This is a genomic window from Mesorhizobium sp. M1334, from assembly GCF_040317995.1.
Lineage (GTDB): Bacteria > Pseudomonadota > Alphaproteobacteria > Rhizobiales > Rhizobiaceae > Mesorhizobium.
The window spans coordinates 14,359-38,351 of sequence record NZ_JAMYLM010000018.1; the positions used below are offsets into that span (position 1 = coordinate 14,359).

Consider the following 23,993-nt stretch of genomic DNA (forward strand, 5'->3'; position numbering starts at 1 on the left):
CGCTGGTTCCGAACCTCATCGAGACTGGATGAACAATTTAAAGGCACCATTCATCATTGGTAGGACGGTCACCGTCGCGCACTGTTTGAGGACGTCCTCGAACTATTGATTTTATTGGCTTTTTCGTGGGGCCTAAATCAGAGAGTTTCCCGTATTGTCTCGCATCGTTCCGCCCCCACCGGACGCTTTGAAATTGGCCACACCAAATGCCTGCTTCGCATCATCCACGAAGAGCTGCGCGCCATCTCCGGCGCCGAGCAATCCCGGCTGCAGCGCTTTGAACAACCAACGCTGTGGCCATCGATACAGCCCTTTGCGTGAGCCCTTCAGGAGTTGGCCAACCGCCAGCCGTCGGTGGTTCCTGGCCAACCTCAATGAATTGTACTCCTTTCGTATAAATCAGAAATCTTCCCGCATCGTTCCGTATGGTTCCGCGACCCCGGCGCCACTATTCCGCAGGTGCCGTCTGGCTTGGTTTCCCGAAAATACGCTTTTAGGAAAGTCCTGGAGCCGGATGACCGATCTTGCGACGCAGTTCCGAACCGATCCCTCGATGACGGGCTACCGGACATGGCCCGTCAAAGGTCTGTCGCTTACCAAGGAGCATCGGGACGGCAGCGACCGGTCTTGACCGGTCGGCGAGGATGACGAGCGTTCTTGTCGGCGAAAGATCCGCCCGCCTTTTCACGCCCTTAGCCACGTGATTGGATACGACGTATCTGTATATCAATTTCGTTGCTAAGGTCCTTCATGAACGAGCAAGATCGACGTTTTACGCGCGAGCGCATGACAATCCTCGGCGATGTCAAAGCGGCATCCTTTCTTCCATGGATCGAGCGTCATGCCGCCAAGCTCGGCCTCGCGCCGGCAATATTCGTTGCCGGTGCCGACCGGATCGAACTCGACGTTGTCGGTCCTGCGGAACTGGTCGATATGATGGAGATGGGGTGCTCTCTTGGACCAATCGATGTCTGGGTCGAGGCCATTCGTCGGACGCCGATAGAAAACGAAACAGGCTAGGTTGGGACAGGGTCTCTGCCTCTTTTTTGGGCATTGTTGCCAGTGCGAAAATATTGTGCAAACGTGATCGGACTGATCGTCATGTCTTGACCGCGAATCTGCATTTGGGAAGATGGGTCGATGTCGTTCGAAGGTTGATGCATGCTGCCCTATCCCTCCGGCTCATGGATGCCAGTTGCCCTCTCCGCGGACTTGCCAGCGGGAACCGTAATGCCGGCGCAAACCCCGGTCGGACCGATTGCCCTTTGGCGAAGCCGGTCCGGCCGCGCGGCGGCCTTCGCGGACAGATGCCCTCATCGCGGCATGCGCCTTTCCCGTGGTTTCGTGCGCGGTGAGGCCCTGTCCTGCATTTATCACGGTTGGAGCTATGCCCAGGCCGGAGACTGCTTGCGCATTCCGGCCCATCCGGGCCTGACGCCGCCGGAAACGATTGGTGTCGCAACACAGCCCGTCGAGGACAGCGGCGGAATCATATGGATTTCCGTAGGCGAACCCACCGCTCGGCCGCCGCGGTTCGACGGCCTAGCCCCTCTTCGCTCCATGATAGTAGAGGCGGGCATTGCCGCGCTGGAGGCGGCCGCCGGTACGAAGGCCGACGGAGGCCTGCTCGACTACGCGCAAAATGCCCAGACCCTACGGCTGCTGCTCACCCCCCAGGGGAAAGCGCGGACGCTGATGCATGTTCTGGTCGACGAAGGCACTGGTCCGGCCAAGCGTATCGCTGCGTCGAGGGCAGCCGAGACGCTACGGCGGACCGCCGAGGATATTCTGCGCAGTGGCGTCGCCCAATGACCCGCAACGCGATGATCGACGAATGGTATCCGGTCGGCCTTGCCGGCCGGCTTGACACGCATGAGCGCCAGACGGCGCTCATGGGCGAGCCGATCGGGGTGAGGCTCGGCGCAGACGGAAACGCGAAGGTCACGGGCAGCAACGGACGTGCCCTGCCGGTCTGCATCCGCTACGGCCATGTCTGGTCGTCGCTCGGCGACCCGCAAAAGGCGCTCTTTGCCATCCCCGAGGCTGATCAGCCCGGCCGCCGGCTCGTCGATGTCGGGGTTGTGCGCGTGCGCTGCTCGCCGCTGCGCGCGGTGGAGAACTTCCTGGACATTGCGCATTTCCCCTTCGTGCATACGGACATATTAGGGGCCGAGCCGCACACGGAAGTCCCAAACTACAAGGTCGAGATACGGGAGGACGAAGACGAGGTTTGGGCGACCCAGGTGAAGTTCTACCAGCCGCAGGCCGCCAAGTCGGCGGAAGGCGGCATAACCACCGAATACATGTATCGCGTGCCTGCGCCGACCTGCTCGATCCTCTACAAGACCTGCCCGCCGCGCCCGGATGAATGGGACGTCATCACGCTTTTCGTGCAGCCGCTTGCCGAAGACCTGTGCGACGTCTGGCCGTGGATGGCGTTGTTCGACGACGAAACATCGATGGCAGACCTGATCCATTTCCAGCAGACGATCTTCCTTCAGGACCGGTCGATTCTCGAAAACCAGATCCCGAGGCTGCTGCCGCTCGATCCGGGCATGGAGATCCCCACAAGGGCGGACCTGACATCGGTTGCCTACCGGCGCTGGCTGAAACGCCACGGCTACACCTACGGCGCGCAACTGGTGGCGCAATGAAGCTCTACGACTACGTGCTGTCCCCGAGTTGCTACAAGGCGCGCCTGATGGCGGCGCTGACCGGGGTGAAGCTTGACATCCGCCCCGTCGATTTCCATCCCGGCGCCGAGCATCGCGGTCCCGAACTCATGGCGCTCAATCCGGCGGGTTCGATCCCGATCCTGGAGGATGGCGACCTCGTCCTGACCGAATCCTCGGCCATGCTGGTCTATCTTGCCGCGAAGGCCGCACCGCAATGGCTGGGCAACGATACTGCTCTGCAGGCGGCACGCGTCCAGCAATGGCTTTCCTTCTCGCATCGGCTGACCGGCAGCCTGGGGGCGGCGCGCTTGCACGAGATGCTGCTGCGTCCGGGCGATATCGCCACCCTTCATGGGCAGGGGATAGCGGCCCTGCGGGAGCTGGAAGCCGGCCTCGTCGAACAGCATATCCGCGGCCAGCGCTTCCTCGCGTCGGACAGGCCGACGATCGCGGACGTCGCCTGCTTTCCTTATGTGGCGCTGGCGCCGGACGGCGGCGTTTCGCTCGACCCCTATCCCGCGATCCGGCTCTGGTCGCGGGCGATCCGCAGTCTCGAGGGCTTCATCGAGATGCCCGGTATCCACCGGCTGCACGAACTGAAGCCCGAGCCCGTCCTCGAAGCCGGCGAGGCGTGACTTGGCGGGCCACTTGCTGAAGAACTGCGCAGCGGTCATCGTGGACGAGGGCAACGGTCCGGACATCCGGCGCAATGTCGATCTCTTGACCGACGGCCCGGCGATACGGGCCATCGGCGAAGGCCTCGACAAGGGAGAGTTGCCCGTCGGGACCGTCACGCAGGACGCCGCCGGCTGGTTCGTCTATCCCGGCCTCGTCAACACCCATCATCACTTCTTTCAATGCTTCGTGCGCAACCGCGCCGATCTGGACTGGACGAAGTTGTCGGTCATCGAATGGCTCGACCGCATCTATCCCATTTTCTCGCGGCTGACCGAGGAATGCTTCTACCACGCTTCGGTCACGGCGATGGCCGAGCTGATAAAGCACGGTTGCACGACCGCATTCGACCATCAGTATTGCTTTCCGTGGAAGGCCGGCAAGCGGCTGGTCGACCGGCAGTTCGAAGCAGCCGAACTCCTCGGTATGCGCTTCCATGCCGGACGCGGCGGCAACACGCTACCGAAATCGAAAGGCTCGACCATCCCCGATGCCATGCTGGAGACGACGGACGAGTTCATCGCCGATTGCGCCCGGCTGATCGACGCCTATCATGATGCCGGTCCTTTCAGCATGCGCCAGGTGGCCGTCGCGCCCTGCCAGCCAGTCAACTGCTATCGCGAGACCTTCGTGGAATCGGTGGCGCTAGCGCGTGATCGCGGGGTGCGTATGCATACCCATGTCGGCGAGGGCGAAAGCCCGGTCATCGAGGACCGTCACGCCATGCGGACGGTGGATTACTGCGCGGAGATCGGCTTCTGCGGGCCGGATGCCTTCTATGCCCATTGCTGGGAGCTAACCCACGACGAGCTGCGCAAGATGGCCGCAAGCGGTACCGGCGTCTCGCATTGCCCTGAGCCGGTCTATCTCGTCGGCGCTGAAATCACCGATATCCCGGCGATGTCGGCCTTCGGCCTCAGCATAGGACTAGGTTGCGACGGTGCCGCCTCGAACGACAATTCCAACCTGATGCACTGCATCCATTCCGCCTACATGCTGCAATGTCTGTCGGCATCGACACGCGACCATCCCGTTCCGCCGCCGGCCGATTTTCTCGGTTATGCGACGACCGGGGGCGCGGCGCTGCTCGGGCGCGGCGACATCGGCAGGCTGACGCCTGGCATGGCTGCCGACCTTTTCGCCATCGACACGCGGCGCATGGACTATGTTGGCACGCGGCACGATCCGCTGAGCCTGCTAGCCAAGGTGGGCATCGGCATGCCGACCGACATGACCATGATCAACGGCCGCATCGTCTGGGCCAAGGGCGAGTTCCCGGGGCTCGACGAGGCACGGCTGTTCGCGGAAGCCGAGGCGGCGCTCGCGACCGTGGAATTCTAGAAACCGAAAACAAGGGGAACCGACATGCTGACAAATCTTACCCGCAGAACATTGATGAAGGGCGCGGCCGCCTCCGGCCTCGTCGCAGCGGTGGGTGGCCGCGCGCTTGCTGCCGACGAACCTCTGGGCATCGTGCTCGTGGTCCCGTCGCCGGTCGGCGATGTCGGCTGGGGCCGTGCGCTCGCCGACGGGCTCGAGCCGGTGAAGGCAGCCTACGGCGACAAGGTGAAGGTCACCATCATCGAGAATATACAGGAAGGACCCGATGCCGACCGCATCATGAACAAGGTGGTCGCCGACGGGAACAAGTTCCTGATCGCCGGCTCCTTCGGCTACCAGAACGGTGCCCTGCAGATCGCGCGCCGGAACCCCGACGTCACCGTGCTGCATGCTTCCGGTTTCCAGGTAGCGCCGAACTTCTCGCCCTTCGCGGCCCAATATTTCCAGGGTACCTCCCTGATGGGCATGGCGGCCGCCGCGCTGTCAAAGACCGGCAAACTCGGCTCGGTCTCCGCCTTCGCCATTCCCGAACTGATCACCTCCATCAACGCCTTCACGCTGGGCGCGCAAGCGGTGAAACCCGATGTCGAGGTTTCGGTCGTATGGGTGAACTCCTGGTTCGATCCGGCCAAGGAGCAGGAAGCCGCCAAGGCGCTGTTGGCGCAGAAATGCGACGTGATCTTCTCCAACGCGCAGGACACGCCCTCCGTCGTGTCGGCCTGCGAGGAGGCCGGCGTCCCTGCCTTCAACCTCAATTCGTCGATGAAGAAATACGCGCCTGAAACCTATCTCGGCTGCGTGGCGACCGATTGGTCACCCTTCTTCAAAACCTCGGTCGACGCCCACCTCGCCGGCAAGTTCAAGGGCGCCAACGCTTTCCTGGGTGTCGGCGACAAGGTTGTAGAGGTCGTCGACTGGAACCCGGGTATCCCGGCCGAGATGATGAACAGGATCAAAGAGGTTGGAGCCAAGATCGCCGGCGGCAGCTTCTCGCCCTTTGCCGGTCCGGTCGCCAAGGCCGACGGCAGCGAGGGAGTCCCCGCGGGAAAAACGATGACCGATGCCGAGATCGTCGCAATGGACTGGCACGTCAAGGGTGTCACCACGCCGCTGCCCAAGTGACCGTGACCACCCCGCTCCTGTCGCTGCGCGGCATCTCCAAGAGCTACGGCCAAATCCATGCCAATAGAGACATCGATCTGGATGTGGCTCCGTGCTCGATCCATGCGATCCTCGGGGAAAACGGAGCGGGCAAGTCGACGCTGATGAAGCTGATCTATGGCGTCGAGCAGCCGGACGCCGGAATGGCGACCTGGAAAGGGGAACCCCTGGCCCTTGCTTCCCCGGCGGATGCGAGGCGCAAGGGGATCGGCATGGTCTTCCAGCATTTCTCCTTGTTCGAGACGCTGACGGTGGTGGAGAACATCCGGCTGGTCGTGCCCAGGGGCAAATCGGATCTTGCGGATCGCATCCGCATGCTCGGCCGCGAGTTCGGACTCGAAGTCGATCCGCTCGCCCATGTGCACGCGCTCTCTGTCGGAGAGCGGCAGCGGGTGGAAATCATCCGCTGCCTGATGACCGAACCCCAACTCCTGATCCTCGATGAACCGACCTCCGTCCTGCCCCCGCAATCGGTGGACAAGCTATTCGAGACATTACGGCGGCTGCGCGACCGCGGCGTCTCCATCCTGTTCATCTCGCACAAGCTGGAGGAGATCCGCGCGGTCTGCGACCGCGCGACCATCCTGCGCGGCGGGCGCATCACCGGCCGCGTGGACCCGCGCGACCACGACGCGCACGACCTTGCCCGGATGATGATCGGCCGCGACATGCCGCAGCCCATGCCGGCGCTCGCGCATTCCGGCGGCGAAAAGCGCCTCGAAATCGTCGGCCTCGACCATCGGCCGGACGATCCCTTCGCGGTGGCGCTTTCCGACGTCAGCCTGACGGTCCGGGCCGGCGAGATCCTCGGGATCGCGGGCATATCGGGCAACGGGCAGAGTGAACTCGCAGCGTTGATTTCAGGCGAAACGGTGCTGCCGCGCGAACAGTCCGACCGTATCTATATGATGGGAAAGGATGTCGGCGCGCTCGACGCGGCCGCCCGCCGCCGACTGGGCTTCGCCTTCGTTCCCGAGGAACGGCTTGGCCGCGGCGCCGTGCCGGAAATGTCGCTTGTCCTCAACAGCCTTCTGACCGCCCATCCGTTCGGCCTGTTGAAACGCGGCCTCGTCGACACGAACCAGGTGAAGGCTTTCACCGAGGACTGCATCCGGCAATACGACGTGCGCACGCCCGGTTCGGAAGCGGAGGCCGGCTCGCTTTCGGGCGGCAATCTGCAAAAGTTCATCGTCGGCCGAGAGATCATGCTGTCCCCGCAATTGCTGTTCGTGGCGCAACCCACCTGGGGCGTCGACATCGGCGCCGCGTCCGCCATCCGCCGGCGCCTCGTTGCCCTGCGCAACGAAGGCATGGGTATCCTCGTCATCTCGGAGGAACTGGAGGAACTGTTCGAACTCTGCGATTCGATCCAGGTGCTCCATCAAGGCCGGCTGAGCCCGCCGCTGGTGACGCGCGACACGAGACCCGAGGAGATCGGCCGCTACATGATCGGCGCGCATTCGACGGCCAAAAAGGTCCCTGCATGAGCGCTCTGTCCGCGCCGCTCCTTCCTGTTCTCGTTCGCCGGGAGCATGCCTCGCTTCCCGTCAAACTGATCGCTCCGCCCGTCGCGCTCGCCTTGGCGACGCTTCTCAATCTCGGGCTCTACCTCCTTATGGGCCGCGATCCGGTAGCCGTTTTCCACGCGATGCTTCTGGAGCCCTTCCTGTCCTGGGCCTCTTTCTCGGAAGTCCTGCTTAAGACCGCGCCGCTACTGCTGATCGCGCAGGGGCTTGCGATCGGCTTTCGCGCAAAGGTCTTCAACATCGGCGCCGAGGGCCAGTTCATCCTCGGCGCGATCTTCGCATCGGCCATTCCCATCTGGTTCCCAGAGGCAACGGGCCAATGGATCTGGCCCTCCATGCTTGTCATCGGTGCGCTGGGCGGCGCTCTGTGGGCGTCCCTCACCGCCTTCTGGCGCGTGAAGCTCAATGCCAACGAGATTCTCGTATCGCTCATGCTGGCGCTCGTTGCCGCGCAACTGCTCAACTACCTGCTTCTCGGCCCCTGGAAGGACCCAAACGGCTTCAACTTCCCGCAATCGGTGATGTTCCAGTCCGACGCGATGGTGCCGATCCTGATCCCCGGCACCCGCGTCAACGTCTCGCTGCTTATCGCCTGCGCGCTCTCCCTTGCGGCCTGGATCTTCATGCAGAGGAGTTTCGCCGGCTTCAAGCTGCAGGTCGGCGGCCTCGCGCCGCGCGCGGCCGGATACGCCGGCTTCAACGAAGGACGGGCGATCTGGCTTTCCCTGCTCATCGGCGGTTTCGCGGCAGGCCTCGCCGGAGCGGCCGAGGTGGCCGGGCCGCTCGGCCAGCTGCAGCGCTCCATCTCGACCGGCTACGGCTATGCCGCCATCATCGTGGCCTATCTCGGTGGCCTTCACCCGGTCGGCATCACCTTTTCCGCGTTGCTCATGGCGGCCCTCTATATCGGCGGCGATAACGCCATGGTCTCGGCAAATCTGCCGGTCGCTGCGGTCAGGGTTTTCCAGGGCAGCCTGCTGCTCGCCTATCTCGTCGCCATCGCCTTCGTCCGCTACCGGCTCGAATGGCGCCATGCCGCCCACGGAAGCACGTCATGAACGCCGTCGAGTTCATCATCGCCGGGATGTTGGCGGCGGCTACGCCGTTTCTCCTTGCGGCGCTCGGCGAACTGGTGGCCGAGCGGGCTGGCGTCCTCAATCTCGGGGTGGAGGGACTGATGGCCCTCGGCGCCGTCATCGCCTTCATTATCGTCTATCAAGGCGGCGGGCATCTCCTCGGTTTCCTCGCCGCGGGCCTCGCCAGCGCGGCTCTTTCCCTGGTCTTTGCCGTCATCGCGCTGGGATTTCGCGCAAACCAGGTTGCGGTAGGCCTTGCCATAGGCATCCTCGGCCAAGGCCTCTCGGCGCTGTTCGGCAAGAGCTATGAGAGCCTCACGGTTAAGGGGCTTCCGAAGCTTTCATTGCCCGGGCTTTCGGATATCCCGGTGATCGGCGGCTTGTTCGCCCAAGACGTTGTCGTGTGGCTTTCGCTTGCCGCGACCGTCGCCATCTGGGCGATATTCGCCTACACCAAGACCGGCCTCGTCGTCCGCGCCATCGGCGAGAACCCCAAGGCGGCCCGTGCGCTCGGCTATCCGGTGATCGCCGTGCGCTTCGCCGCGGTCGCCTTCGGCGGCGCGTTGGCAGGTTTCGCCGGTGCCTACGCATCCGTGGTCTACACTCCGCTCTGGGCCGATGGCATGATCGCAGGGCGCGGCTGGATTGCGATTGCGCTCGTCGTCTTCGGCACTTGGCTTGCCAGCCGTATCTTCCTCGGTGCGTGCCTCTTCGGCGCCGTGTCCCTCGCAAGCCTCGCGGCCCAGGCGACAGGGCTGGACGTTTCCTCGCAACTTCTATCGAGCTTGCCTTATCTCGTGACCGTGATCGTGCTCGGCATCATCTCTTCGAACCGCCGTCTGCTCAAGCTCAACGGCGTGGCTTCGCTGGGAGAACCTTTCGAACGATAGTGTCGCTTGGTACGGCCCATCAAGGATCCCGTGAAGAATGGTGGATTGCGCCCCGCGCTCTGACGCCATCCAGCGCGCCGACTCGGCCCCGCTCGTCGCCTACGGGCGGCGGCAACCGGCGCACCTTCATAGAATGTCAGCCCCGACCCGAAGCATTCAGGCGTCAGCTAGAAGCGATAACGCACTCCAACAGCATTCGCGTTGGAACCCTCTCCCATGTTTCCAAACGTGCCACCGGCGCCGGATCTGTGATGGAGTTGATAGACAAGCTCGACGTTGGGAGCTTGCCTTAGTCTGAAAGAAAGCTCCGCGCCGATAAAACCCAGGAAGGATGCATCGCCATCGTAATGGATTTCGCGGGCGTGCTCGATCTCGGTGACGCCTGTAACGGCACTGACACCGGCCGTCAGCGCTGGCGCAATCGCCAGATCGCCGATGACAAGGCCCTGGTGGCGAAGCCGCATCCCGGCCCAAAGCTCTCCGGATGTATCGTCGTCCTCGCCAAACCTTATGGCAGCCCCAGTCACACCGCCAAGGACAAAACCCGCGCCAACATCGGCGAAATCACGGCCGTAAGCAGCTCCGATCATGTAATTGTTCGTACAGTCGGCCCCGAAGACGTTGATAGTATCCCCGAAGGACCCGGTCACAAAGACGCCCCCAAAAACATAGACGTCGTTCTTCGTCGGTTGACCGGCAGCAAAAGGATCTTCGGTTGCAAAATAGATGAAGGGAGAACTGTTGTCGGCGAGGGCGGAAGTGAAGGAACCGGTCAGAATCAGTGCAGCCAAAGCCGCTTGCACCCCGCGCATGCACAAGCTCCGAATCAATTCTCAGTTGATCATCATTCCTCCGGTGTTTCCCGTGAAGAAGCAAGTTCCCTGCTCCAGAAATTGGAGGGCTCTACCCCGTTGCTTGACCAAGGTTTTTCGGGACGCTGACCTTCGGCTATATGGAGCAGCCCAACATCCCCCGCGCGCTGGCGATCTGCCGCAAGAAGGCTGGAAGTTCGACATCACGAGATCCTTCTTCCTGTCGCGGCGCTCGCTCAAGACATCGCCCAATTCCGGCATGCCGGTCTGGCAGGACAAGCTGTTCACCGGGCTGGCGCGCACGGCGGCTGATGCGACTGAATATTGCAAGATTCCGACCGGACGTGTGGTCGAGATCGGAACCCAGGTGGCTGTCTAAGCTTCTGCATATACAGTAGGCGCTGGTCCGACTTGGCACCTGCCCATCCGTCAACCCACGTGAGCCCACAGGCGCATTGGCTCGCGTCGGCATCATATGGATTTATCCAACCCATGCGAGCATACTGCCTGAACGCGTTCCTTTAGCGAGGAACAAGCTGATGCGCGTCGGTACGAGGGGCGTTCCGATCGAATACTACACGCTAAGGATTGCCGAGCCGGCAGGCTCGCAATCTGGTGCTGGAGGCGCAATCAAAGCAGAACACCGCAACGAGGTACCCGACGAGACTGAAGCGCAGATCACGAACGGCCAGGGCCGGCAATGATGGCCAGTTGCGCAACACCAATGTACCGTAGGATGAGCGTGAGCGAGTCCGTGAGTGCCATCGGATATCAGGCCGACCCCCCGGATCGACTATCTGCGGGAAGGTTGGCGCGAACCTTTGGCGGCCTCCTGCATCGCGATGGCAACAATTGCGCCAGAGACAAACGTCAATGCGGCGATCGATGTTATCGCCCACGAGAGCCCGAAGCGATCGGCGATGAGACCTGCTGAGAGCGCGCCGATCGCGTAGCCGAGATCGCGCCAGAACCGATAGACGCTGAGCGAGCGGGCGCGCCAGCTGGGATGCGAGGCGTCGGAAACGGCAGCGATCAGACTTGGATAGACCATTGCCGTTCCAAGGCCGAGCAGAAGACTGCCGATGAGCCACCATTCGAACCGGCCCGTGGCGGCGGTAAGAAACAGACCGCCGGCCTGGGTCCACATCCCGGCGACGATCAGGCCCTTGCGGCCCCAGCGATCGCTCAAGGGGCCGGTGACGACCTGCAGGATTCCCCATGTTGCGGGATAGACCGCCTTCAGGATGCCGATGCGCTCGATGCCAAGTCCGAAGGACACGAAGAACAATGGGAAAATACCCCAGCTCATGCCGTCGTTGAGGTTGTTGACGAGGCCGGCTTGCGAAGCCGCGAACAGATTGCGATTCCGGAACGAGGTCAGCGCAAACACCTCCCGGAAACTGATCGGCACGGATTGCATTGCGTGAGCGGATGTTTCCAACCGGAGGTGGTCGCGCGTGTCACGGATTAGCAGCACCGACAATACGGTGCCGACGATGGCGTAGCCGATCCCGAGATAGATGGGCACCGGGCGCAGGCCGTATCGCGAAGCGAGATAGCCCGTGAGGAATGCCGTTACGCCGACGGCGAGATAGCCGGCAAACTCATTGAGGCCGACTGCAAGGCCGCGTGATTTCGGACCCACGAGATCGACCTTCATGACCACAGTCATCGACCAGGCCAGTCCTTGATTGATGCCGAGCAGTGCATTGGCCGCAATCACCCATCCCCAGCTCGGAGCCCAGATGATCATGAACGGAACCGGCAAGCCGACAAGCCAGCCGAGGACGAGAACGCGCTTGCGCCCCCAGCTATCGGCGAGTTGGCCGGAGACGAGATTGGCAAGCGCCTTGACCACGCCGAAGCTCACGATGAAGGAGACGACAAGTGTCGTTGACGTGATGCCGAACTCTTCCGATCCGATGAGCGGCACGACCGTTCGCTCGATCCCGACCATGCCGCCGACAAAAGCATTCACCAGCATCAGGAGAGCAAACTGCCGCCAGTTTTCCCTAAGCCCAAGTCTGACAGTCGAGCCTGCTGACCGCGAAACGCCCATCGGTCAGGCCGCGGCGACCAACCCGGCATTGGTGGCTCGGTTGCGCGCCGCATCCGGCGGCGGGGGTGGTATGTCGGCGACCATCGTGGCGACGAAGGTGCCCTCGTCCTCAATGCGGAATGCTTTGTTGAAGCGCTTCTCGAAGCCAATCGTCGATGTCGGCTTGCCGCTGAGCGAGCGCCCGCAGACCGAGCCGGAATATGCGCCGGGCAGCACCTCGACGTGATCCGGCAGTTGCTTGAGACGGCGCACGCTGGAAAACAGCGTCCGCGCGCCGGCCTCGGCGTCGGTTGCCAGTTCGGTTCGCCCGAGATCGCCAACCATCAGCGTGTGGCCTGTCAGCACGAACCACGGCTCGCTCGCGCGTGTCCGATCGGTGACCAAGAGCGAAATGTGCTCCGGCGTATGCCCGGGCGTGTGCATGACGGCCATCATCACATTGCCGAGTTCGAGCACGTCACCGTCCTTGGCGCGCAGAAACGGGAACCCGGCCTCCGCGCCTTCGAAGAGCAGGTATTCCGCGCCGGACGCTGCAGCGAGCGCCCGCCCGACGGAAATGTGGTCGGCATGGATGTGCGTGTCGACCACATAGAGGATGCGCATGCCCGTCGCCTCGGCGACCCTAAGGTAAGGCGCAATGTCACCGACCGGATCGACCACCGCAGCGGCCGATTTTCCACCACATCCGAACAGGTAGGATGCGGCGACGGGATCGGAATGGAGGAATTGACGGAGGATCATGGCTTGCGCTCCCTACCTCGCCTGCGGTAATATTCAATTATTCTGCTGAATGTTTCACCGAGGGACAGTCGTGTCAAGCGTTGGACCAAAACAGGCGATTTTCGCCAGCCTTGCCGAGGTGGCTCAGGCGCTCGGGCATGCGCACCGGCTGGAATTGCTGGAGCACCTCGCACAGGGTGAACGCAGCGTCGAAGGACTTGCGGCCCGGGCCGGCCTCAACTTTGCGAACGCCTCGCGCCACCTTCAAATCCTTCGACGCGCGCGACTTGTCGAGGCCGAGCGGCAGGGCAAGCATATGCTCTATCGCCTTGCAGGAGATGTTCTGGTGGTTGAATTAATGAAGGCTCTGGGGCGCGTGGGTGAGCGGAACGTCGCCGAGGTCAACCGCGTCATGACCGACTATTTCCAGGCTCGCGATGCCTTGGAGGCTGTGTCGCGTGAAGAGCTTGTCTCAAGGTTGCGTGATGGCCTTGTCACGGTTCTCGATGTCCGGTCGGAGGACGAGTTCGCGCTCGGACATCTACCGGGAGCGCTCAACATCCCGTTCGCTGAACTTGAAAACCGGCTGGCGGAACTTCCCGCGAACCGGGAGGTCATTGCCTATTGCCGCGGCCCTTATTGCGTTCTCTCGTTCGAGGCTGTCGCGGCATTGCGGGCGCGAGGGTATGTCGCTCACCGGCTCGAGGACGGGTATCCCGATTGGAAGGCCGCAGGCCTACCAATTGAGGCAGCGGCCTGAGTGGTCCCGCAGCCAAAAGTCTTCGGTCGAACAACATGACGCCACCAGTTCCGCGATCACCGCTGCTCGAGCTGAAGGACTATTCGGCCGAGTCCGTGTTTCAGGTTGAAAGCATGCTTCGCGAGGCGCGGCGGCAAAAAGACCTGTCGCCGGAACGCATGCCTTCTGTGTGTGTCCTTGATCCGGACGGCGACATAGTGCGCCGGTTGCGCAAAGAAGGCCGCGCCCGCCCATCGTCGGGCTGGGCCTGCTATCATACCGTCCTTCACGAGTTCGAACTGGATGGCCAGACGCTTGGCATCATTTGGCTGTGCGGTCGGCTCCTCCTTCGCCGTGCCGGTCGCCGAGCAGCTTTTCGCGTCGGGGTGCCGCCTGCTGATCAGCATCACCTCGGCCGGCCAGATCACGGTGCTTGGACCACCGCCCTATTTCGTGCTGATCGACCGGGCCCTTCGCGATGAAGGAACTAGCCATCATTCGTTCCGCACGCTGAATTCACCGAAGCCAATCCGGAGCTTATCGCGTAAGTCTTGATGTCGCAGCATCGGGGACTTGCAAAAGCTGCATTTTGCGGCCAGCCTAGGCGGATGATGGCCCGGCTGTCGCCAAAGCATCTCCTCGTCATGCTAATAGCGGTCTTCCTGACCGCCGGGTTCAGCCTGTCTGCCGCTCAGGCCAGCGTCATGTCGGCCAAGATGGCGGACGCTATGGCGATGTCCACCGGTGCCAGCACAGGCACTTTGGCCGGTGCTTCCATGAACGGCGACTGCAGGGCGTGCCTCAAAGACATCGGCGACAGTGGCAACCCGATGCATTGTCCGCCGACCTGCATCGCACCGGTGCTGACGGTGCTGCCGCAAGACCTCGCGGTGACGGCAGTTCTCCACGTGCAGCAGCCATCGACGCAAGCTGCCCCGTTCCTGCAGGGACGAAGTTCCCTACCCGACCCATACCCTCCCCGACTCAGCGCTTGACGCCGTTTCAGCCGTGACGCGGCTGATTCCCGGCGCCTGATCGCCTGTGTTGCGCATCGTTGCGCGCGCGGGCGCATACAGCATTCCAGTTCGATGCCGAGTGGCTCGCCATCGATCGAGATCGCAAAGGGCAAGCAGGGTGAAATACGATTTCAGTCATTCGATATCGCGCCGCGGGTTTTTTGCGGCCGCGGCGGGCGCTGCCGTGTCCTGCTCGCTGCGTCCTGCACGCGCCTCGACCGAGGACGAGCGCAGGATCAAGGCCGGCCCGGGCCAGGCGCTGCTCAATGGCGCCGACGGTCCGTCTACCGCAGTCTGGACCTATAGCGGCACCACCCCCGGCCCAACATTGCGCCTGCGGCAGGGCCAGCCGGTCCGCATCACTGTCGAGAACGGACTAGACGAAGACACGACCGTCCATTGGCATGGCATCCGTTTGCCGAACGCCATGGACGGCGTGCCGGGCCTGACCCAGAGGCCGATCGGACCGGGCGAGAACTTCGTCTATGAGTTCACGCCGCCAGATGCCGGCACCTTCTGGTACCATTCGCATGCCGACAGCCTGGTGCAGATCGGCCGTGGACTCGCCGGCCCGCTGATCGTTGAGGAACGTGAACCCGTCGCCGCCGACCGCGATCTCCTCTGGCTGCTGCAGGACTGGCGGCTCACCAGCGACGGCCAGATCGCCGGCGGCTTCGGCAGCATGATGGATGCGTCGATGTCGGGCCGCGTCGGCAATGCCGTCACCATCAATGGCGCGGCGCCGGCCGACCTGAGCGTGACGGCAGGTGAGCGCGTCAGACTGCGGCTCACCAATGCCTGCCTTGCCCGCATGGTGGCGCTGCGCTTCGAGGGTCACCGTCCGGTGATCGTCGCGGTCGACGGCCAGCCCTGCGACCCGCATGAACCGGAAGACGGCCGCCTGGTGCTGGCACCGGCCATGCGCATCGACATTATGCTCGACATGCAGGGTGGTCCCGGCAGCAGGCACGCGGTGGTCGACGACTTCTATGACGGCCTCGTCTACACGCTGACAACGCTTGCCTATGACAAGGCGCCGCCGCTGCGCCACCATCTTCTCGATGCTCCGCGTCGCCTGCCCGCCAATCCGCTGCCGGCCCCCCACCTGGCCAAGGCTGAACAGCATGAGATCGTCCTGCAAGGCGGCATGATGGGCGGCGGCAAGCTGGCCGGCGTCGGCGGCATGATGGGCATGGCGATGCCCGGCATGAACGGCGCCGCCGCCTGGGCAATCAACGGCATGTCGATGACTGGCGATGGCCATGCCGGCATGGCGCCGCAGTTTACGCTCAAACGCGGCGTGACTTGCCACCTCACTGTGCGCAACGAAACCGCCTGGTGGCACCCCATGCACGTTCACGGCTTCAGCCTGTCGGTGCTTTCGCGCAACGGCTTGCCGGTACCGCACCGGCAATGGCAGGACACGGTGCTGCTCGCCCCCAAGGACACAATCGAATGCGCCTTCGTTGCCGACAATCCCGGTGACTGGATGCTGCACTGCCATGTCGCCGATCACCAGATGGCCGGCCTGATGACAGTGTTCCGCGTGACCTGAAAGTTTTATCCAACCAAGGAGAACTGCAATGAAACTGACCTACCGCCTTGCCGCACTGTCCCTGCTGATCGCAACGCCGCTGCCCGCCTTCGCCGCAACGATCAACGCCGTCATGTACAAGAACCCGCAATGCAGCTGCTGTGAATCCTACGCCAACTATCTTGAGCACAATGGCTTCAAGGTCGATATCAAGCCGGTCAACAATCTCTCTCAAATCAGCAGCGATGCCGGCGTGCCGGCGGACCTTGAGGGCTGCCATACACTGATTGTCGACGGCTATGTCGTCGACGGCCTTGTGCCAGTCGAAATCGTCAAGAAGCTGTTGACCGAGCGGCCAGCCATTAGCGGCATCACGCTGGCCGGCATGCCGGCAGGCGCGCCCGGCATGGGCGGCGAGAAGTCCGAGACCTGGACGATCTACGCCTTCACCAAGGACGGCAAGGCGCCGACCGTCTATGCGACCGAGTGAGCGCACCGTGATCAAGTGCAAATGGGCTATCTTTCTTGTCTGCTCGCTGCTGGCGTTTCCGCCGCCCTCCGTGGCAGCGGGGGCATCTGAGAACTTCACACTGCTCGATACGCCCGCCGCCGTGCCGGAAATCAGCTTCGAGGACGGCACCGGCAAGCCGAAAACGCTCGCCGATTTCTCCGGTAAGGTGGTTCTGCTCAACATCTGGGCGACATGGTGCGCGCCCTGCCGCAAGGAAATGCCGACGCTTGATCGGCTGCAGGCCAAGCTCGGCGGACCGGATTTCGAGGTCGTCGCGCTGTCGATGGACCGGAAGGGTCCCGACGCCGTGAAGAAATTCTTCGCCGAGACCGGCGTTACACACCTTGCGCTGAACATCGATACCTCGGCCAAAGTCATGTTCACGCTCGGCGCGGTGGGCCTGCCGATGACCGTGCTTATCAACCGCGACGGCAAGGAGATCGGCCGGCTGATCGGGCCGGCTGAATGGGATTCTCCCGACATGGTCGATTTCATCCGCAGCCGTATTGCCGCTAGCCCGAAAGGAAAAGGCTGATGCTTGCCAGAAACCGGGACGAGCCGGCGGTTCGGGACGTTTCATCCGCCTGGAACGAATGGAGGCGTCTGTTGTGCGGCCTGATCGTCTTCACCGCGCTGATCGCCGGCTTCACGCATGGAGCGCCGGCGCATTCAATGGACGAAGTCGACGCCATGCTGCAGAACGACGAGAAATATTTCCAGCAGATCGACAGCCCAACGCCCGATTTCACGCTGCGCACCGCCGACGGTCGCATCGTGCGGCCGGCCGACCTCATCGGCAAGGTCGTCGTCCTCCATTTCATCTACACATCGTGCCCGGACGTCTGCCCGCTGCATGCCGAGAAGATCGCCGAGATCCAGAAGATGGTGAATAGCACGCCGATGAAGGATCAGGTCACCTTCGTGACGATCACCACCGATCCCACAAAGGACAAGCCCGATGTGCTCAATGCCTATGGACCGGCGCATGGGCTCGACCCTGTCAACTGGCTGTTCCTGACCACTGCCCCGGGCCAGCCGGAGGATATGACCCGCAATCTGGCGGAAGCCTTCGGTCACAAATTCAGCCTGGCCAATGATGGCTACCAGATGCACGGGATCGTCACGCATGTGATCGACAAGGAGGGCCGCTGGCGGGCGAATTTCCACGGCCTGAACTTCGCGCCCGTCAATCTCGTCACCTTCGTCAACGCGCTCACCAACAATGTCGAGCGCACGCACCACGAACGGGACGAAGGCTGGCTGGCAAAATTGAAGAGCCTCTTTTGACGGAGAGGCACCGACATTCTCGACGACAAGAAAGGGAGACGCGCATGTTCACCAAGCCAAGAGATGCAGCCAGGTATTGCAGCGGCATCGCCCGCGCCCTGCTCTTTGCCGGCCTGACAGGATGGTTCCTGCTCAATCCTGGCTTTCAAGCCATACAGGCGAATGCTGCAGGCGAAATGTCCCAGGATCAGTTCGACCAGCGGATACACGACTATATCCTGGCGCATCCGGAGGTTCTCGTGCAGGCGCTGAAAAGCCTGGACCAGCGCCAGCGTGAAGCAGATGCAGCCCAGGCCAGGCAGGTGCTCAAGGCGCGCGCGGACGACATCTTCCGTGACAAGCAAAGTCCAGTCGGCGGCAACGCCGAGGGCAACGTTACCCTGGTCGAGTTCTTCGACTATAATTGCCCCTATTGCAGGCAGATGGCGCCGGTCATGGAACAGGCTGCGGCCGACGATCCGCAACTCAGGATCGTCTACAAGGAATTCCCCATCCTCGGCCCAGATTCGGTGTTCGCGGCCAAGGCGGCGCTCGCCGCCGACAAGCAGGGCAAATACACAGCGTTTCACAAGGCGCTCTATGGGTCCAAGACAAGGGTGACCGAGGCGGCCGTCCTCAAGATCGCCGCCGAGGCCGGGCTGGACGTCGAGCGCATGAAGGGCGATATGCGGCAGCCGGACATCCAGGCGCTGATCGACCGCAACATGGAACTGGCCCAGGCGCTGAGAATAACGGGAACGCCGGGATTTATCGCCGGCGACCAGATTTTTCCCGGCGCCACCGATCTTGCGACGCTGAAGAAGCTCATCGAGCAGGCGAGGAGCGGCAAATGACAAGGACCCCAAACCGACGCACCGTCATTCTCGGCGTCTTCGGCGCCGCCGCGGCTGCAGGCTTTCTCGCACCGGATTTGGCAATCGCTGCCGACGATCCCGAATTGACCAAACGGTTCAAAGATCTTAGCGAGAGCGGCAACAGCACCTGCTCGGCCAAGTTTACCGAGTCGATCGCGACCATGCCCGCGATGGCGCGCATCAAGGGCTCGTGCTGCAGCCCGATGGAATTGAAACGCTATCGCGAGCAGGTAAATGGGCTTACCCAATATCGCGCCATCCCGATGATCCCCAGCGACCCGTACGACATACCGGCGGCGACCGCGCAGCAGATGCTGCCTTACTACGATCTGAAGCTCACCGGGGACGAGCAGAAGGCCTACGATTACGCGATGGCCAATTCCGAGGAGAAGGGCCCCTGCTGCTGCCCGTGCTGGCGCTGGAGAGTGTATGGCGGACTGGCGAAATACCTGATCCACGAACACGGCTTTGACGGCAGGCAAATTGTGAATGTATGGGACCTGTCCGACGGCTGCGGCGGGGGAATGTAGAATTGCCGGAGTATGCATCTTTCCCCGTTCTGTAACCGGAATCACCGTTGTCTTGGCGGAGGTTGCCGGCGACTTAACTTAGCTTGCACTCGCCAATCGTGGGCGGCGAACTCAGCCTTCGCGCTAGAGGATCATTTCCATGATGGATGGGTCAGAGGGCATGTGGTTGATGGGTGGGATTGGCCTCATCTGGATCCTGGTGTTGGTCGCCCTCGTGCTCGCGATCGCGGCGCTCGTCAAATATCTACAACGCTGACCGATTGAAGCGCCGAGACGTTGGCCGCCGCGGCGGGCTTCGGCCGAGATCAGCATCGACATGCGGATCAGGGGCTTGCCGTCACGACCCACGTCGACGACCCTGCCACGAGTCGGCAAGGCCGGCGCTCAGTTCGCACGACCCGCCAGACTGCTACGCCTTCGAGGCCCGGGCTCCATGTCGCGTGACTTTTCGGGGCGACGCTTAAGTCTGGCGGCTGTTGCATGCCTCGGTCACGCTGATCGGACCTTGTCCGTCGTCGCGCGAACATAGTTCAGGTTCTTGGTTCCGACGGCGCCGATGTCGCCGACCTTGAATCCGCTCTCGGTCAACAACGAGGCGATCCCATTCATGTCCACGTGACCATGTCGATGAAGTCTCGGCAATCTGGACTTGCGTACCGGCCTGCCGAAATCGATAAGCAACAGCCGGCCAGTGGGCTTCAAGACGCGTGCTGCCTCGCGGACGAAGGCCGATCGAACGGGCTTCGACAGATGATGCAGCATCAGTGTGCCGATCACAATGTCGAACCGTGCGTCCTTGAAGGGAAGCTTCTGCGCCGTCCCGTTGACGAAAGTCAGATCGAGGCCAGACCTTTTGGCCTTGGCGCGCGCCCTCTCGATCATTTCAGCCGATGCATCGACGCCTGTGACGCTTCCATCAGAACCCACTAGCCGCTTCGCGGCAATCGCAAGGGTTCCCGTTCCGCAGGCGACATCAAGCACCGCTTCGCCGGGCCGGAGCTTCGCCAAGCGAAGCATGTGCTCGCGAAACCGCCCCTCGCAGCCGAAGGTCAGAACGCGCGCAAGCCAGTCATAGCCCGCCGCCCGGTGCAGGACGATGCCGATCCCCCTGTCGCTCGTGCTGTGCGTGCCTTTTCCGCCGAGGCCTATGCGAGAAAGGAAGCCCCACAGCAATACGATCGCGATTGCTGCTAGGATAAGGCCGTGGAATGCCGCCACCCAGGCGCCGGCGCCGATGTAGCCCATGCCAAAATTGGCCACAAAGAGGAAGCCGGCGACGAGCGACAGTTTGGCAAGCAGGGCCATCGCGATCACGCCCTTGCGCGAATGCCGTCCGTTGCCGGCGCGGTGACCAGATAAGTGCATGTCGGCGACCTTCCGTTGCGGCCTGTCCAATATACGATTTGAGCTTCTGGACTTGGCGTATCATACTGGACACAATGTCCAGCATGAGATTCCGGACACCAGACCTTTGAATGTCCAGAAGCAGGCGCCGAACGTGGCGATGACCATAAAAATCGACCGGACGAGCGACTCAAATACCATCGATCGCCGCGTCGCGCGGACGCGCGCGCTGCTGCAGGATGCGCTTATTGCCCTGATCCCGGAGCACGCATATGCGGCCATCACGGTCGACGACATTTGCCAGAGAGCAAATGTCGGCAGGTCGACCTTCTATACCCACTACGCAGACAAGGATGCTCTACGCAGCGCGACCATCGAGGCGCATCTGGGGTCGCTAAGCCGTGGGCGCATGTCGGCAAGTCAGGAGATTGGTACTCGCCTGTTTGCATTTAGCCTTCCCATGTTCGAACACGCACTTGCGTTCCGGTCGCTTCACCACGCGCTGCTTGCGAGCAGCGGCGACACGATCCATGACGAATTGCGCGAGCGTATCCGCCGCGCTGTCCGAGCAGAACTTGTCGAAAAGCGGGTCGGTGGAGGTGGAGTGCCCGTCGAATTCGCCGTCCAGTTCATCGCCGGCGCATTTCTTGCGGTCCTCACCTGGTGGGTCGCCACCGACACGAGCCTTTCACCGGCGCAAGCGGATGATCTGTTCCAGGGAATGGCGGGAAACGGTGTCGGCGCCTGGGATATATCAGGCTCCGATTCGTAAAACGGGATTGGCCTTGGCGGCGGCAGACGTGGCGCCTGATAGCGGCCGCGAGGAGTACTTACTTATCGGGCTGGACTTGCCGAAGTGCCGATGGCGAGAAGCTCCACTCCAGCGGCTCGCGCCAGAGACGATCCGCGTGAAGGTCGGCGAGACCCTGAAAGTGCGTTTCATCGGCACCGACAACGGCTTCATCCACCCATGCACATCCATGGCGGACCCTTCGAGGTGGTCGCCCGCGACGGAGAGACGATTTCCCTTCGGCCCGCTTCCTTGCCGACGCCGTTAACGTCGGGCCGAGCCGTCGTCGGCGCTACCCTGCCATCCATGGCATCGCCACCGCGCCGCTCGCCACCGCGATACCGAGCACGAGCAACGCGATCCCCACCGTCGCCTCGAAGCGGTGGCCGCGCGGCAACAGCTTCTCGACGAAGACGACCAGCGTCAAAAGCAGCATCCAGGCGAGGCTCATGACACCGGCCGCGACCAGAACGGCACACAGCGCCCAGCAGCAGCCGAGGCAGTACAGGCCGTGCCGCAGCCCCATGCGAAGGGCGCCGATCCGCCCGTCGCGCCAGTGCTCGGCAATGAAGGCCAGTGGCGAGCGGCAGTGCCCGAGGCAGATGTGCTTGGCCGCCGTGAACTGGTAGAGCCCAGCCGCTGCGAGCGTCGCGCCGAGCGCGAGCGGCGCCCAACGCGAACGCTGAGGCGGATCGAAGCTCATCGCGATATCGCTGCCGAGCTGGACCAGCGCATACACTAGAAAGCCGGCTCCAGCCCAGACGAGGATATAGCCGGCGACGAAGATCCAGGTCGGAACTGCAAGGCGGCGTTCGCGCCTTGACTGTGCCGACGCGAACATGAAGATCATCGGCATAGCAGCAGGCAGCATCATCGCCGCCATCATCACGGTCCATACCGCGAGAAACACGGCGGCGTTGCCGATCGACCAAGGCTCGGCGGCGATGCCGCCCATCGCCATGCCGGCCATACCCTCCACGCCTCCAATCCGTCCGCGCACGGCAATGCCCATCGGCATGTTCATGCTGAGGGTTTGGTAGAGCGTCACCGCCCAGGCTGCCGCCGTCAGGAGGGCGAGGGAAGCAAGCAGGCCGAGTGGCACGCCGCCCTGCCTTCTGACAAGCGGCGGCAAGGAGAACCGGCCGATGGCGCGTGGGTCTGCCACCGCCTTAGCTCGGGCCGGTCCACTCGAACGGTATGTGCTTGCTCGAGCGGGCAGTGCCCGTCCAGTCGAGGCCGAAGCCCTTGGTGCTGACCTCGACGGAACGGCCCCAGGTGGCAACCTGGCCGGGACCGACCTCGGAGCCCGGTGGGTTGATCGTCTGCACGCGTTTGCCGGGTGGGGTAGTCGGCCCCGAAAGCGCTTCCGCACGCCCGACGACGCGGCCAGGGATCTCGACCCGCCAGGTGGCGAGGTCGCCCGCCACCTCGAAGGCGATCGGCACAAACTCCATGCCGCGCATTTCGCCAATGTTGGCGGCAAAGCCCGCCGGCCAGCCGCCGGCCTGCCCGCCGAAGATGGTCTGCAGCGCCTCGCGCTGCTTCTCGTTGGCCTTCTCATCAAGGTACATGCCCATGACGGCCTTTGCCTCGCCGGCCCAGAGATTGCCTTCGAACTCTCCGAGCGCCACCAGCGTCAGGCCGTCGAGCTTCACGTCGCCGTATTGGCCCTCACGCACGTGCCAGGCGAGCACGCCCTGGCAGTGATTGCCGGTCGGCCGCTGTGCAAATTCGCAAGGACAAGGGATGTCGCAGCTGCAGATGTCGAACCAGTCGCCTGCGAGCCGCCATCGAGGAACTGCGTTCATGGCTCTTACTCCCGAGAACTGATGGGGCAAGATTACTCCATCGGCGCTCGCGGCGCCACGTCTTACCTAGGCGGGGTAATGGGCCGCTAAGCGGGCGGCTCACTTTGCTACGGCGCTTGGGTGGCGCGCTCCGCTCGCGGGTTGCTTGGCGGTCCGTTACCCCATCTAGTCAGCGAAACAGGCGCAACGTCTGACAGCTTGTGACCTTAACCTTGCTCACCGCCCAACCCAGTGGAGTGCGGTGCACATAGAAACCGCCAGCAAACTCTGCCGGCGCATCGACGCGCGCGTTTTCGCACGGCGCACCTTTTGGGCGGCGGCCCGATGGCCACCGCCTCTGAAACCGCCCGCGGATCAAGCTTGCAGAACCTGCCCGGTAGTGGTGACCGGCGGCATCATTCCGTCTTCGACCAGGATGTCTTTCTTCCTGGCGAACTGCACGAGAACGCCGCGCGCCGTCTCCGCGTCGATCTCGCCGGCCAATGCGGCTTTACAGGCGCGGATCGCAGCCCTTTGTTCAGGGCTGTTCCCGCACCAGTCGGTGACGAACTGGTAGGCATCCACGACCGAATTCAGCTGCCTCGGGAATCCGAGTCCGACCCAGACGCGAACGGGCTTTTCGAAGGGCTGAGAAAGCATGATTTC

27 protein-coding genes and 2 pseudogenes are annotated in these 23,993 nt (G+C 62.8%); 21 read left to right on the top strand and 8 right to left on the bottom strand.

Features of this window, described 5'->3' with window-relative positions; all coding sequences use genetic code 11:
- The first annotated feature begins 750 nt into the window (after nucleotides 1–750).
- From NKH17_RS24565 to NKH17_RS24605, 9 genes are all read left to right on the top strand, one after another.
- Nucleotides 751–1,020, top strand: coding sequence for an acylphosphatase (locus NKH17_RS24565; RefSeq protein WP_352479345.1), 270 nt, complete (start codon nucleotides 751–753; stop codon nucleotides 1,018–1,020).
- 141 nt (nucleotides 1,021–1,161) lie between these two features.
- On the top strand, nucleotides 1,162–1,812 hold the full coding sequence (locus tag NKH17_RS24570; protein ID WP_352901827.1) for an aromatic ring-hydroxylating oxygenase subunit alpha: 651 nt from the start codon (nucleotides 1,162–1,164) through the stop codon (nucleotides 1,810–1,812).
- Nucleotides 1,809–2,654 carry an aromatic ring-hydroxylating dioxygenase subunit alpha gene (locus tag NKH17_RS24575; RefSeq protein WP_352479347.1) on the top strand — a complete coding sequence of 282 codons (846 nt, stop codon included), beginning with the start codon at nucleotides 1,809–1,811 and terminating at the stop codon, nucleotides 2,652–2,654. Before NKH17_RS24570 ends, NKH17_RS24575 begins: the two co-directional genes overlap by 4 nt.
- On the top strand, nucleotides 2,651–3,310 hold the full coding sequence (locus NKH17_RS24580; protein WP_254819361.1) for a glutathione S-transferase family protein: 660 nt from the start codon (nucleotides 2,651–2,653) through the stop codon (nucleotides 3,308–3,310). The genes NKH17_RS24575 and NKH17_RS24580 overlap by 4 nt, the downstream gene beginning before the upstream one ends.
- 1 nt (nucleotide 3,311) lies before the next feature.
- Complete coding sequence (locus NKH17_RS24585; RefSeq protein ID WP_352479348.1) at nucleotides 3,312–4,691, top strand: amidohydrolase; 1,380 nt, start codon at nucleotides 3,312–3,314, stop codon at nucleotides 4,689–4,691.
- A gap of 27 nt (nucleotides 4,692–4,718) precedes the next feature.
- Nucleotides 4,719–5,813 (top strand): BMP family ABC transporter substrate-binding protein, encoded by a 1,095-nt coding sequence (locus NKH17_RS24590; protein WP_352901851.1) that lies wholly within the window; start codon nucleotides 4,719–4,721, stop codon nucleotides 5,811–5,813.
- Nucleotides 5,814–5,815: 2 nt separating this feature from the next.
- Nucleotides 5,816–7,339 (top strand): ABC transporter ATP-binding protein, encoded by a 1,524-nt coding sequence (locus NKH17_RS24595; RefSeq protein WP_352479349.1) that lies wholly within the window; start codon nucleotides 5,816–5,818, stop codon nucleotides 7,337–7,339.
- Nucleotides 7,336–8,436, top strand: a complete 1,101-nt coding sequence (locus tag NKH17_RS24600; protein ID WP_352479350.1) for an ABC transporter permease — start codon at nucleotides 7,336–7,338, stop codon at nucleotides 8,434–8,436. The genes NKH17_RS24595 and NKH17_RS24600 overlap by 4 nt, the downstream gene beginning before the upstream one ends.
- Entirely contained in the window at nucleotides 8,433–9,344 is a 912-nt protein-coding gene (locus NKH17_RS24605) for an ABC transporter permease (protein WP_352479351.1), read from the top strand. The genes NKH17_RS24600 and NKH17_RS24605 overlap by 4 nt, the downstream gene beginning before the upstream one ends.
- A gap of 167 nt (nucleotides 9,345–9,511) precedes the next feature.
- Here NKH17_RS24605 and NKH17_RS24610 read toward each other — a convergent pair whose 3' ends face one another.
- A complete protein-coding gene (locus NKH17_RS24610) occupies nucleotides 9,512–10,156 on the bottom strand; it encodes a hypothetical protein (protein ID WP_352479352.1) in 645 nt (214 codons plus the stop codon).
- A gap of 122 nt (nucleotides 10,157–10,278) precedes the next feature.
- Between NKH17_RS24610 and NKH17_RS24615 the strand changes: the two are divergent.
- Together NKH17_RS24615 and NKH17_RS24620 are read left to right on the top strand one after the other, a co-directional pair.
- A pseudogene (locus NKH17_RS24615) lies at nucleotides 10,279–10,535 on the top strand (KUP/HAK/KT family potassium transporter); the annotation flags it as partial.
- Nucleotides 10,536–10,695: 160 nt separating this feature from the next.
- Nucleotides 10,696–10,860: a hypothetical protein gene (locus tag NKH17_RS24620; protein WP_352901822.1), complete on the top strand. Its 165-nt coding sequence runs from the start codon at nucleotides 10,696–10,698 to the stop codon at nucleotides 10,858–10,860.
- Nucleotides 10,861–10,949: 89 nt separating this feature from the next.
- On the opposite strand, the gene NKH17_RS24625 is transcribed toward NKH17_RS24620, so the two are convergent.
- Entirely contained in the window at nucleotides 10,950–12,140 is a 1,191-nt protein-coding gene (locus NKH17_RS24625; protein WP_352901819.1) for an MFS transporter, read from the bottom strand.
- 78 nt (nucleotides 12,141–12,218) lie between these two features.
- On the bottom strand, nucleotides 12,219–12,956 hold the full coding sequence (locus NKH17_RS24630; protein ID WP_352479355.1) for an MBL fold metallo-hydrolase: 738 nt from the start codon (nucleotides 12,954–12,956) through the stop codon (nucleotides 12,219–12,221).
- Nucleotides 12,957–13,026: 70 nt separating this feature from the next.
- Between NKH17_RS24630 and NKH17_RS24635 the strand changes: the two genes are divergently transcribed.
- Nucleotides 13,027–13,695, top strand: coding sequence for an ArsR/SmtB family transcription factor (locus tag NKH17_RS24635; RefSeq protein ID WP_352479356.1), 669 nt, complete (start codon nucleotides 13,027–13,029; stop codon nucleotides 13,693–13,695).
- Between the two features lie 56 nt (nucleotides 13,696–13,751).
- Here NKH17_RS24635 and NKH17_RS24640 read toward each other — a convergent pair whose 3' ends face one another.
- A complete protein-coding gene (locus NKH17_RS24640) occupies nucleotides 13,752–14,102 on the bottom strand; it encodes a hypothetical protein (protein WP_352479357.1) in 351 nt (116 codons plus the stop codon).
- Nucleotides 14,103–14,282: 180 nt separating this feature from the next.
- Between NKH17_RS24640 and NKH17_RS24645 the strand changes: the two genes are divergently transcribed.
- The 7 genes from NKH17_RS24645 to NKH17_RS24675 all read left to right on the top strand — a co-directional run bounded on the left by NKH17_RS24645 (nucleotide 14,283) and on the right by NKH17_RS24675 (nucleotide 19,406).
- Nucleotides 14,283–14,669 (top strand): hypothetical protein, encoded by a 387-nt coding sequence (locus NKH17_RS24645; RefSeq protein ID WP_352479358.1) that lies wholly within the window; start codon nucleotides 14,283–14,285, stop codon nucleotides 14,667–14,669.
- A gap of 139 nt (nucleotides 14,670–14,808) precedes the next feature.
- Nucleotides 14,809–16,245 carry a multicopper oxidase family protein gene (locus NKH17_RS24650; protein WP_352901815.1) on the top strand — a complete coding sequence of 479 codons (1,437 nt, stop codon included), beginning with the start codon at nucleotides 14,809–14,811 and terminating at the stop codon, nucleotides 16,243–16,245.
- A 28-nt stretch (nucleotides 16,246–16,273) separates the two neighbouring features.
- A complete protein-coding gene (locus tag NKH17_RS24655) occupies nucleotides 16,274–16,714 on the top strand; it encodes a DUF411 domain-containing protein (protein ID WP_352691287.1) in 441 nt (146 codons plus the stop codon).
- Between the two features lie 7 nt (nucleotides 16,715–16,721).
- Complete coding sequence (locus NKH17_RS24660) at nucleotides 16,722–17,270, top strand: TlpA family protein disulfide reductase (protein ID WP_254819350.1); 549 nt, start codon at nucleotides 16,722–16,724, stop codon at nucleotides 17,268–17,270.
- On the top strand, nucleotides 17,270–18,022 hold the full coding sequence (locus NKH17_RS24665; protein WP_352479361.1) for an SCO family protein: 753 nt from the start codon (nucleotides 17,270–17,272) through the stop codon (nucleotides 18,020–18,022). The genes NKH17_RS24660 and NKH17_RS24665 overlap by 1 nt, the downstream gene beginning before the upstream one ends.
- 44 nt (nucleotides 18,023–18,066) lie before the next feature.
- Nucleotides 18,067–18,855: a DsbA family protein gene (locus tag NKH17_RS24670; RefSeq protein WP_352479362.1), complete on the top strand. Its 789-nt coding sequence runs from the start codon at nucleotides 18,067–18,069 to the stop codon at nucleotides 18,853–18,855.
- Entirely contained in the window at nucleotides 18,852–19,406 is a 555-nt protein-coding gene (locus NKH17_RS24675) for a hypothetical protein (RefSeq protein ID WP_352479363.1), read from the top strand. Before NKH17_RS24670 ends, NKH17_RS24675 begins: the two co-directional genes overlap by 4 nt.
- 489 nt (nucleotides 19,407–19,895) lie before the next feature.
- Here the strand turns inward: NKH17_RS24675 and NKH17_RS24680 are convergent, their stop codons facing one another.
- Nucleotides 19,896–20,771: a class I SAM-dependent methyltransferase gene (locus NKH17_RS24680; protein ID WP_352479364.1), complete on the bottom strand. Its 876-nt coding sequence runs from the start codon at nucleotides 20,769–20,771 to the stop codon at nucleotides 19,896–19,898.
- On the opposite strand from NKH17_RS24680, the gene NKH17_RS24685 reads away from it, so the two are divergent.
- Together NKH17_RS24685 and NKH17_RS24690 are read left to right on the top strand one after the other, a co-directional pair.
- Complete coding sequence (locus tag NKH17_RS24685; RefSeq protein WP_352479365.1) at nucleotides 20,770–21,522, top strand: TetR/AcrR family transcriptional regulator; 753 nt, start codon at nucleotides 20,770–20,772, stop codon at nucleotides 21,520–21,522. The two genes, NKH17_RS24680 and NKH17_RS24685, sit on opposite strands and share 2 nt — an antisense overlap.
- A gap of 124 nt (nucleotides 21,523–21,646) precedes the next feature.
- Nucleotides 21,647–21,827: pseudogene (locus NKH17_RS24690) on the top strand (multicopper oxidase domain-containing protein); the annotation flags it as partial.
- A 5-nt stretch (nucleotides 21,828–21,832) separates the two neighbouring features.
- On the opposite strand, the gene NKH17_RS24695 reads toward NKH17_RS24690, so the two are convergent.
- The 3 genes from NKH17_RS24695 to NKH17_RS24705 form a co-directional block, all read right to left on the bottom strand.
- Entirely contained in the window at nucleotides 21,833–22,705 is an 873-nt protein-coding gene (locus NKH17_RS24695; protein WP_352479366.1) for a DUF2182 domain-containing protein, read from the bottom strand.
- Nucleotides 22,706–22,709: 4 nt separating this feature from the next.
- Nucleotides 22,710–23,348 carry a DUF1326 domain-containing protein gene (locus NKH17_RS24700; RefSeq protein ID WP_352479367.1) on the bottom strand — a complete coding sequence of 213 codons (639 nt, stop codon included), beginning with the start codon at nucleotides 23,346–23,348 and terminating at the stop codon, nucleotides 22,710–22,712.
- Between the two features lie 354 nt (nucleotides 23,349–23,702).
- Entirely contained in the window at nucleotides 23,703–23,987 is a 285-nt protein-coding gene (locus NKH17_RS24705; RefSeq protein ID WP_352479368.1) for a DUF982 domain-containing protein, read from the bottom strand.
- Between the last annotated feature and the right edge of the window lie 6 nt (nucleotides 23,988–23,993).

Bases quoted from the DNA above. Each gene is read 5' to 3' on its own strand.
- NKH17_RS24565 (WP_352479345.1), top strand. From the start codon at position 751: ATGAACGAGCAAGATCGACGTTTTACGCGCGAGCGCATGACAATCCTC.
- NKH17_RS24570 (WP_352901827.1), top strand. From the start codon at position 1,162: ATGCTGCCCTATCCCTCCGGCTCATGGATGCCAGTTGCCCTCTCCGCG.
- NKH17_RS24575 (WP_352479347.1), top strand. From the start codon at position 1,809: ATGACCCGCAACGCGATGATCGACGAATGGTATCCGGTCGGCCTTGCC.
- NKH17_RS24580 (WP_254819361.1), top strand. From the start codon at position 2,651: ATGAAGCTCTACGACTACGTGCTGTCCCCGAGTTGCTACAAGGCGCGC.
- NKH17_RS24600 (WP_352479350.1), top strand. From the start codon at position 7,336: ATGAGCGCTCTGTCCGCGCCGCTCCTTCCTGTTCTCGTTCGCCGGGAG.
- NKH17_RS24605 (WP_352479351.1), top strand. From the start codon at position 8,433: ATGAACGCCGTCGAGTTCATCATCGCCGGGATGTTGGCGGCGGCTACG.
- NKH17_RS24610 (WP_352479352.1), bottom strand. From the start codon at position 10,156: ATGCGCGGGGTGCAAGCGGCTTTGGCTGCACTGATTCTGACCGGTTCC.
- NKH17_RS24620 (WP_352901822.1), top strand. From the start codon at position 10,696: ATGCGCGTCGGTACGAGGGGCGTTCCGATCGAATACTACACGCTAAGG.
- NKH17_RS24625 (WP_352901819.1), bottom strand. From the start codon at position 12,140: ATGCTGGTGAATGCTTTTGTCGGCGGCATGGTCGGGATCGAGCGAACG.
- NKH17_RS24630 (WP_352479355.1), bottom strand. From the start codon at position 12,956: ATGATCCTCCGTCAATTCCTCCATTCCGATCCCGTCGCCGCATCCTAC.
- NKH17_RS24645 (WP_352479358.1), top strand. From the start codon at position 14,283: ATGATGGCCCGGCTGTCGCCAAAGCATCTCCTCGTCATGCTAATAGCG.
- NKH17_RS24655 (WP_352691287.1), top strand. From the start codon at position 16,274: ATGAAACTGACCTACCGCCTTGCCGCACTGTCCCTGCTGATCGCAACG.
- NKH17_RS24665 (WP_352479361.1), top strand. From the start codon at position 17,270: ATGCTTGCCAGAAACCGGGACGAGCCGGCGGTTCGGGACGTTTCATCC.
- NKH17_RS24670 (WP_352479362.1), top strand. From the start codon at position 18,067: ATGTTCACCAAGCCAAGAGATGCAGCCAGGTATTGCAGCGGCATCGCC.
- NKH17_RS24675 (WP_352479363.1), top strand. From the start codon at position 18,852: ATGACAAGGACCCCAAACCGACGCACCGTCATTCTCGGCGTCTTCGGC.
- NKH17_RS24685 (WP_352479365.1), top strand. From the start codon at position 20,770: ATGTCGGCGACCTTCCGTTGCGGCCTGTCCAATATACGATTTGAGCTT.
- NKH17_RS24680 (WP_352479364.1), bottom strand. From the start codon at position 20,771: ATGCACTTATCTGGTCACCGCGCCGGCAACGGACGGCATTCGCGCAAG.
- NKH17_RS24700 (WP_352479367.1), bottom strand. From the start codon at position 23,348: ATGAACGCAGTTCCTCGATGGCGGCTCGCAGGCGACTGGTTCGACATC.
- NKH17_RS24705 (WP_352479368.1), bottom strand. From the start codon at position 23,987: ATGCTTTCTCAGCCCTTCGAAAAGCCCGTTCGCGTCTGGGTCGGACTC.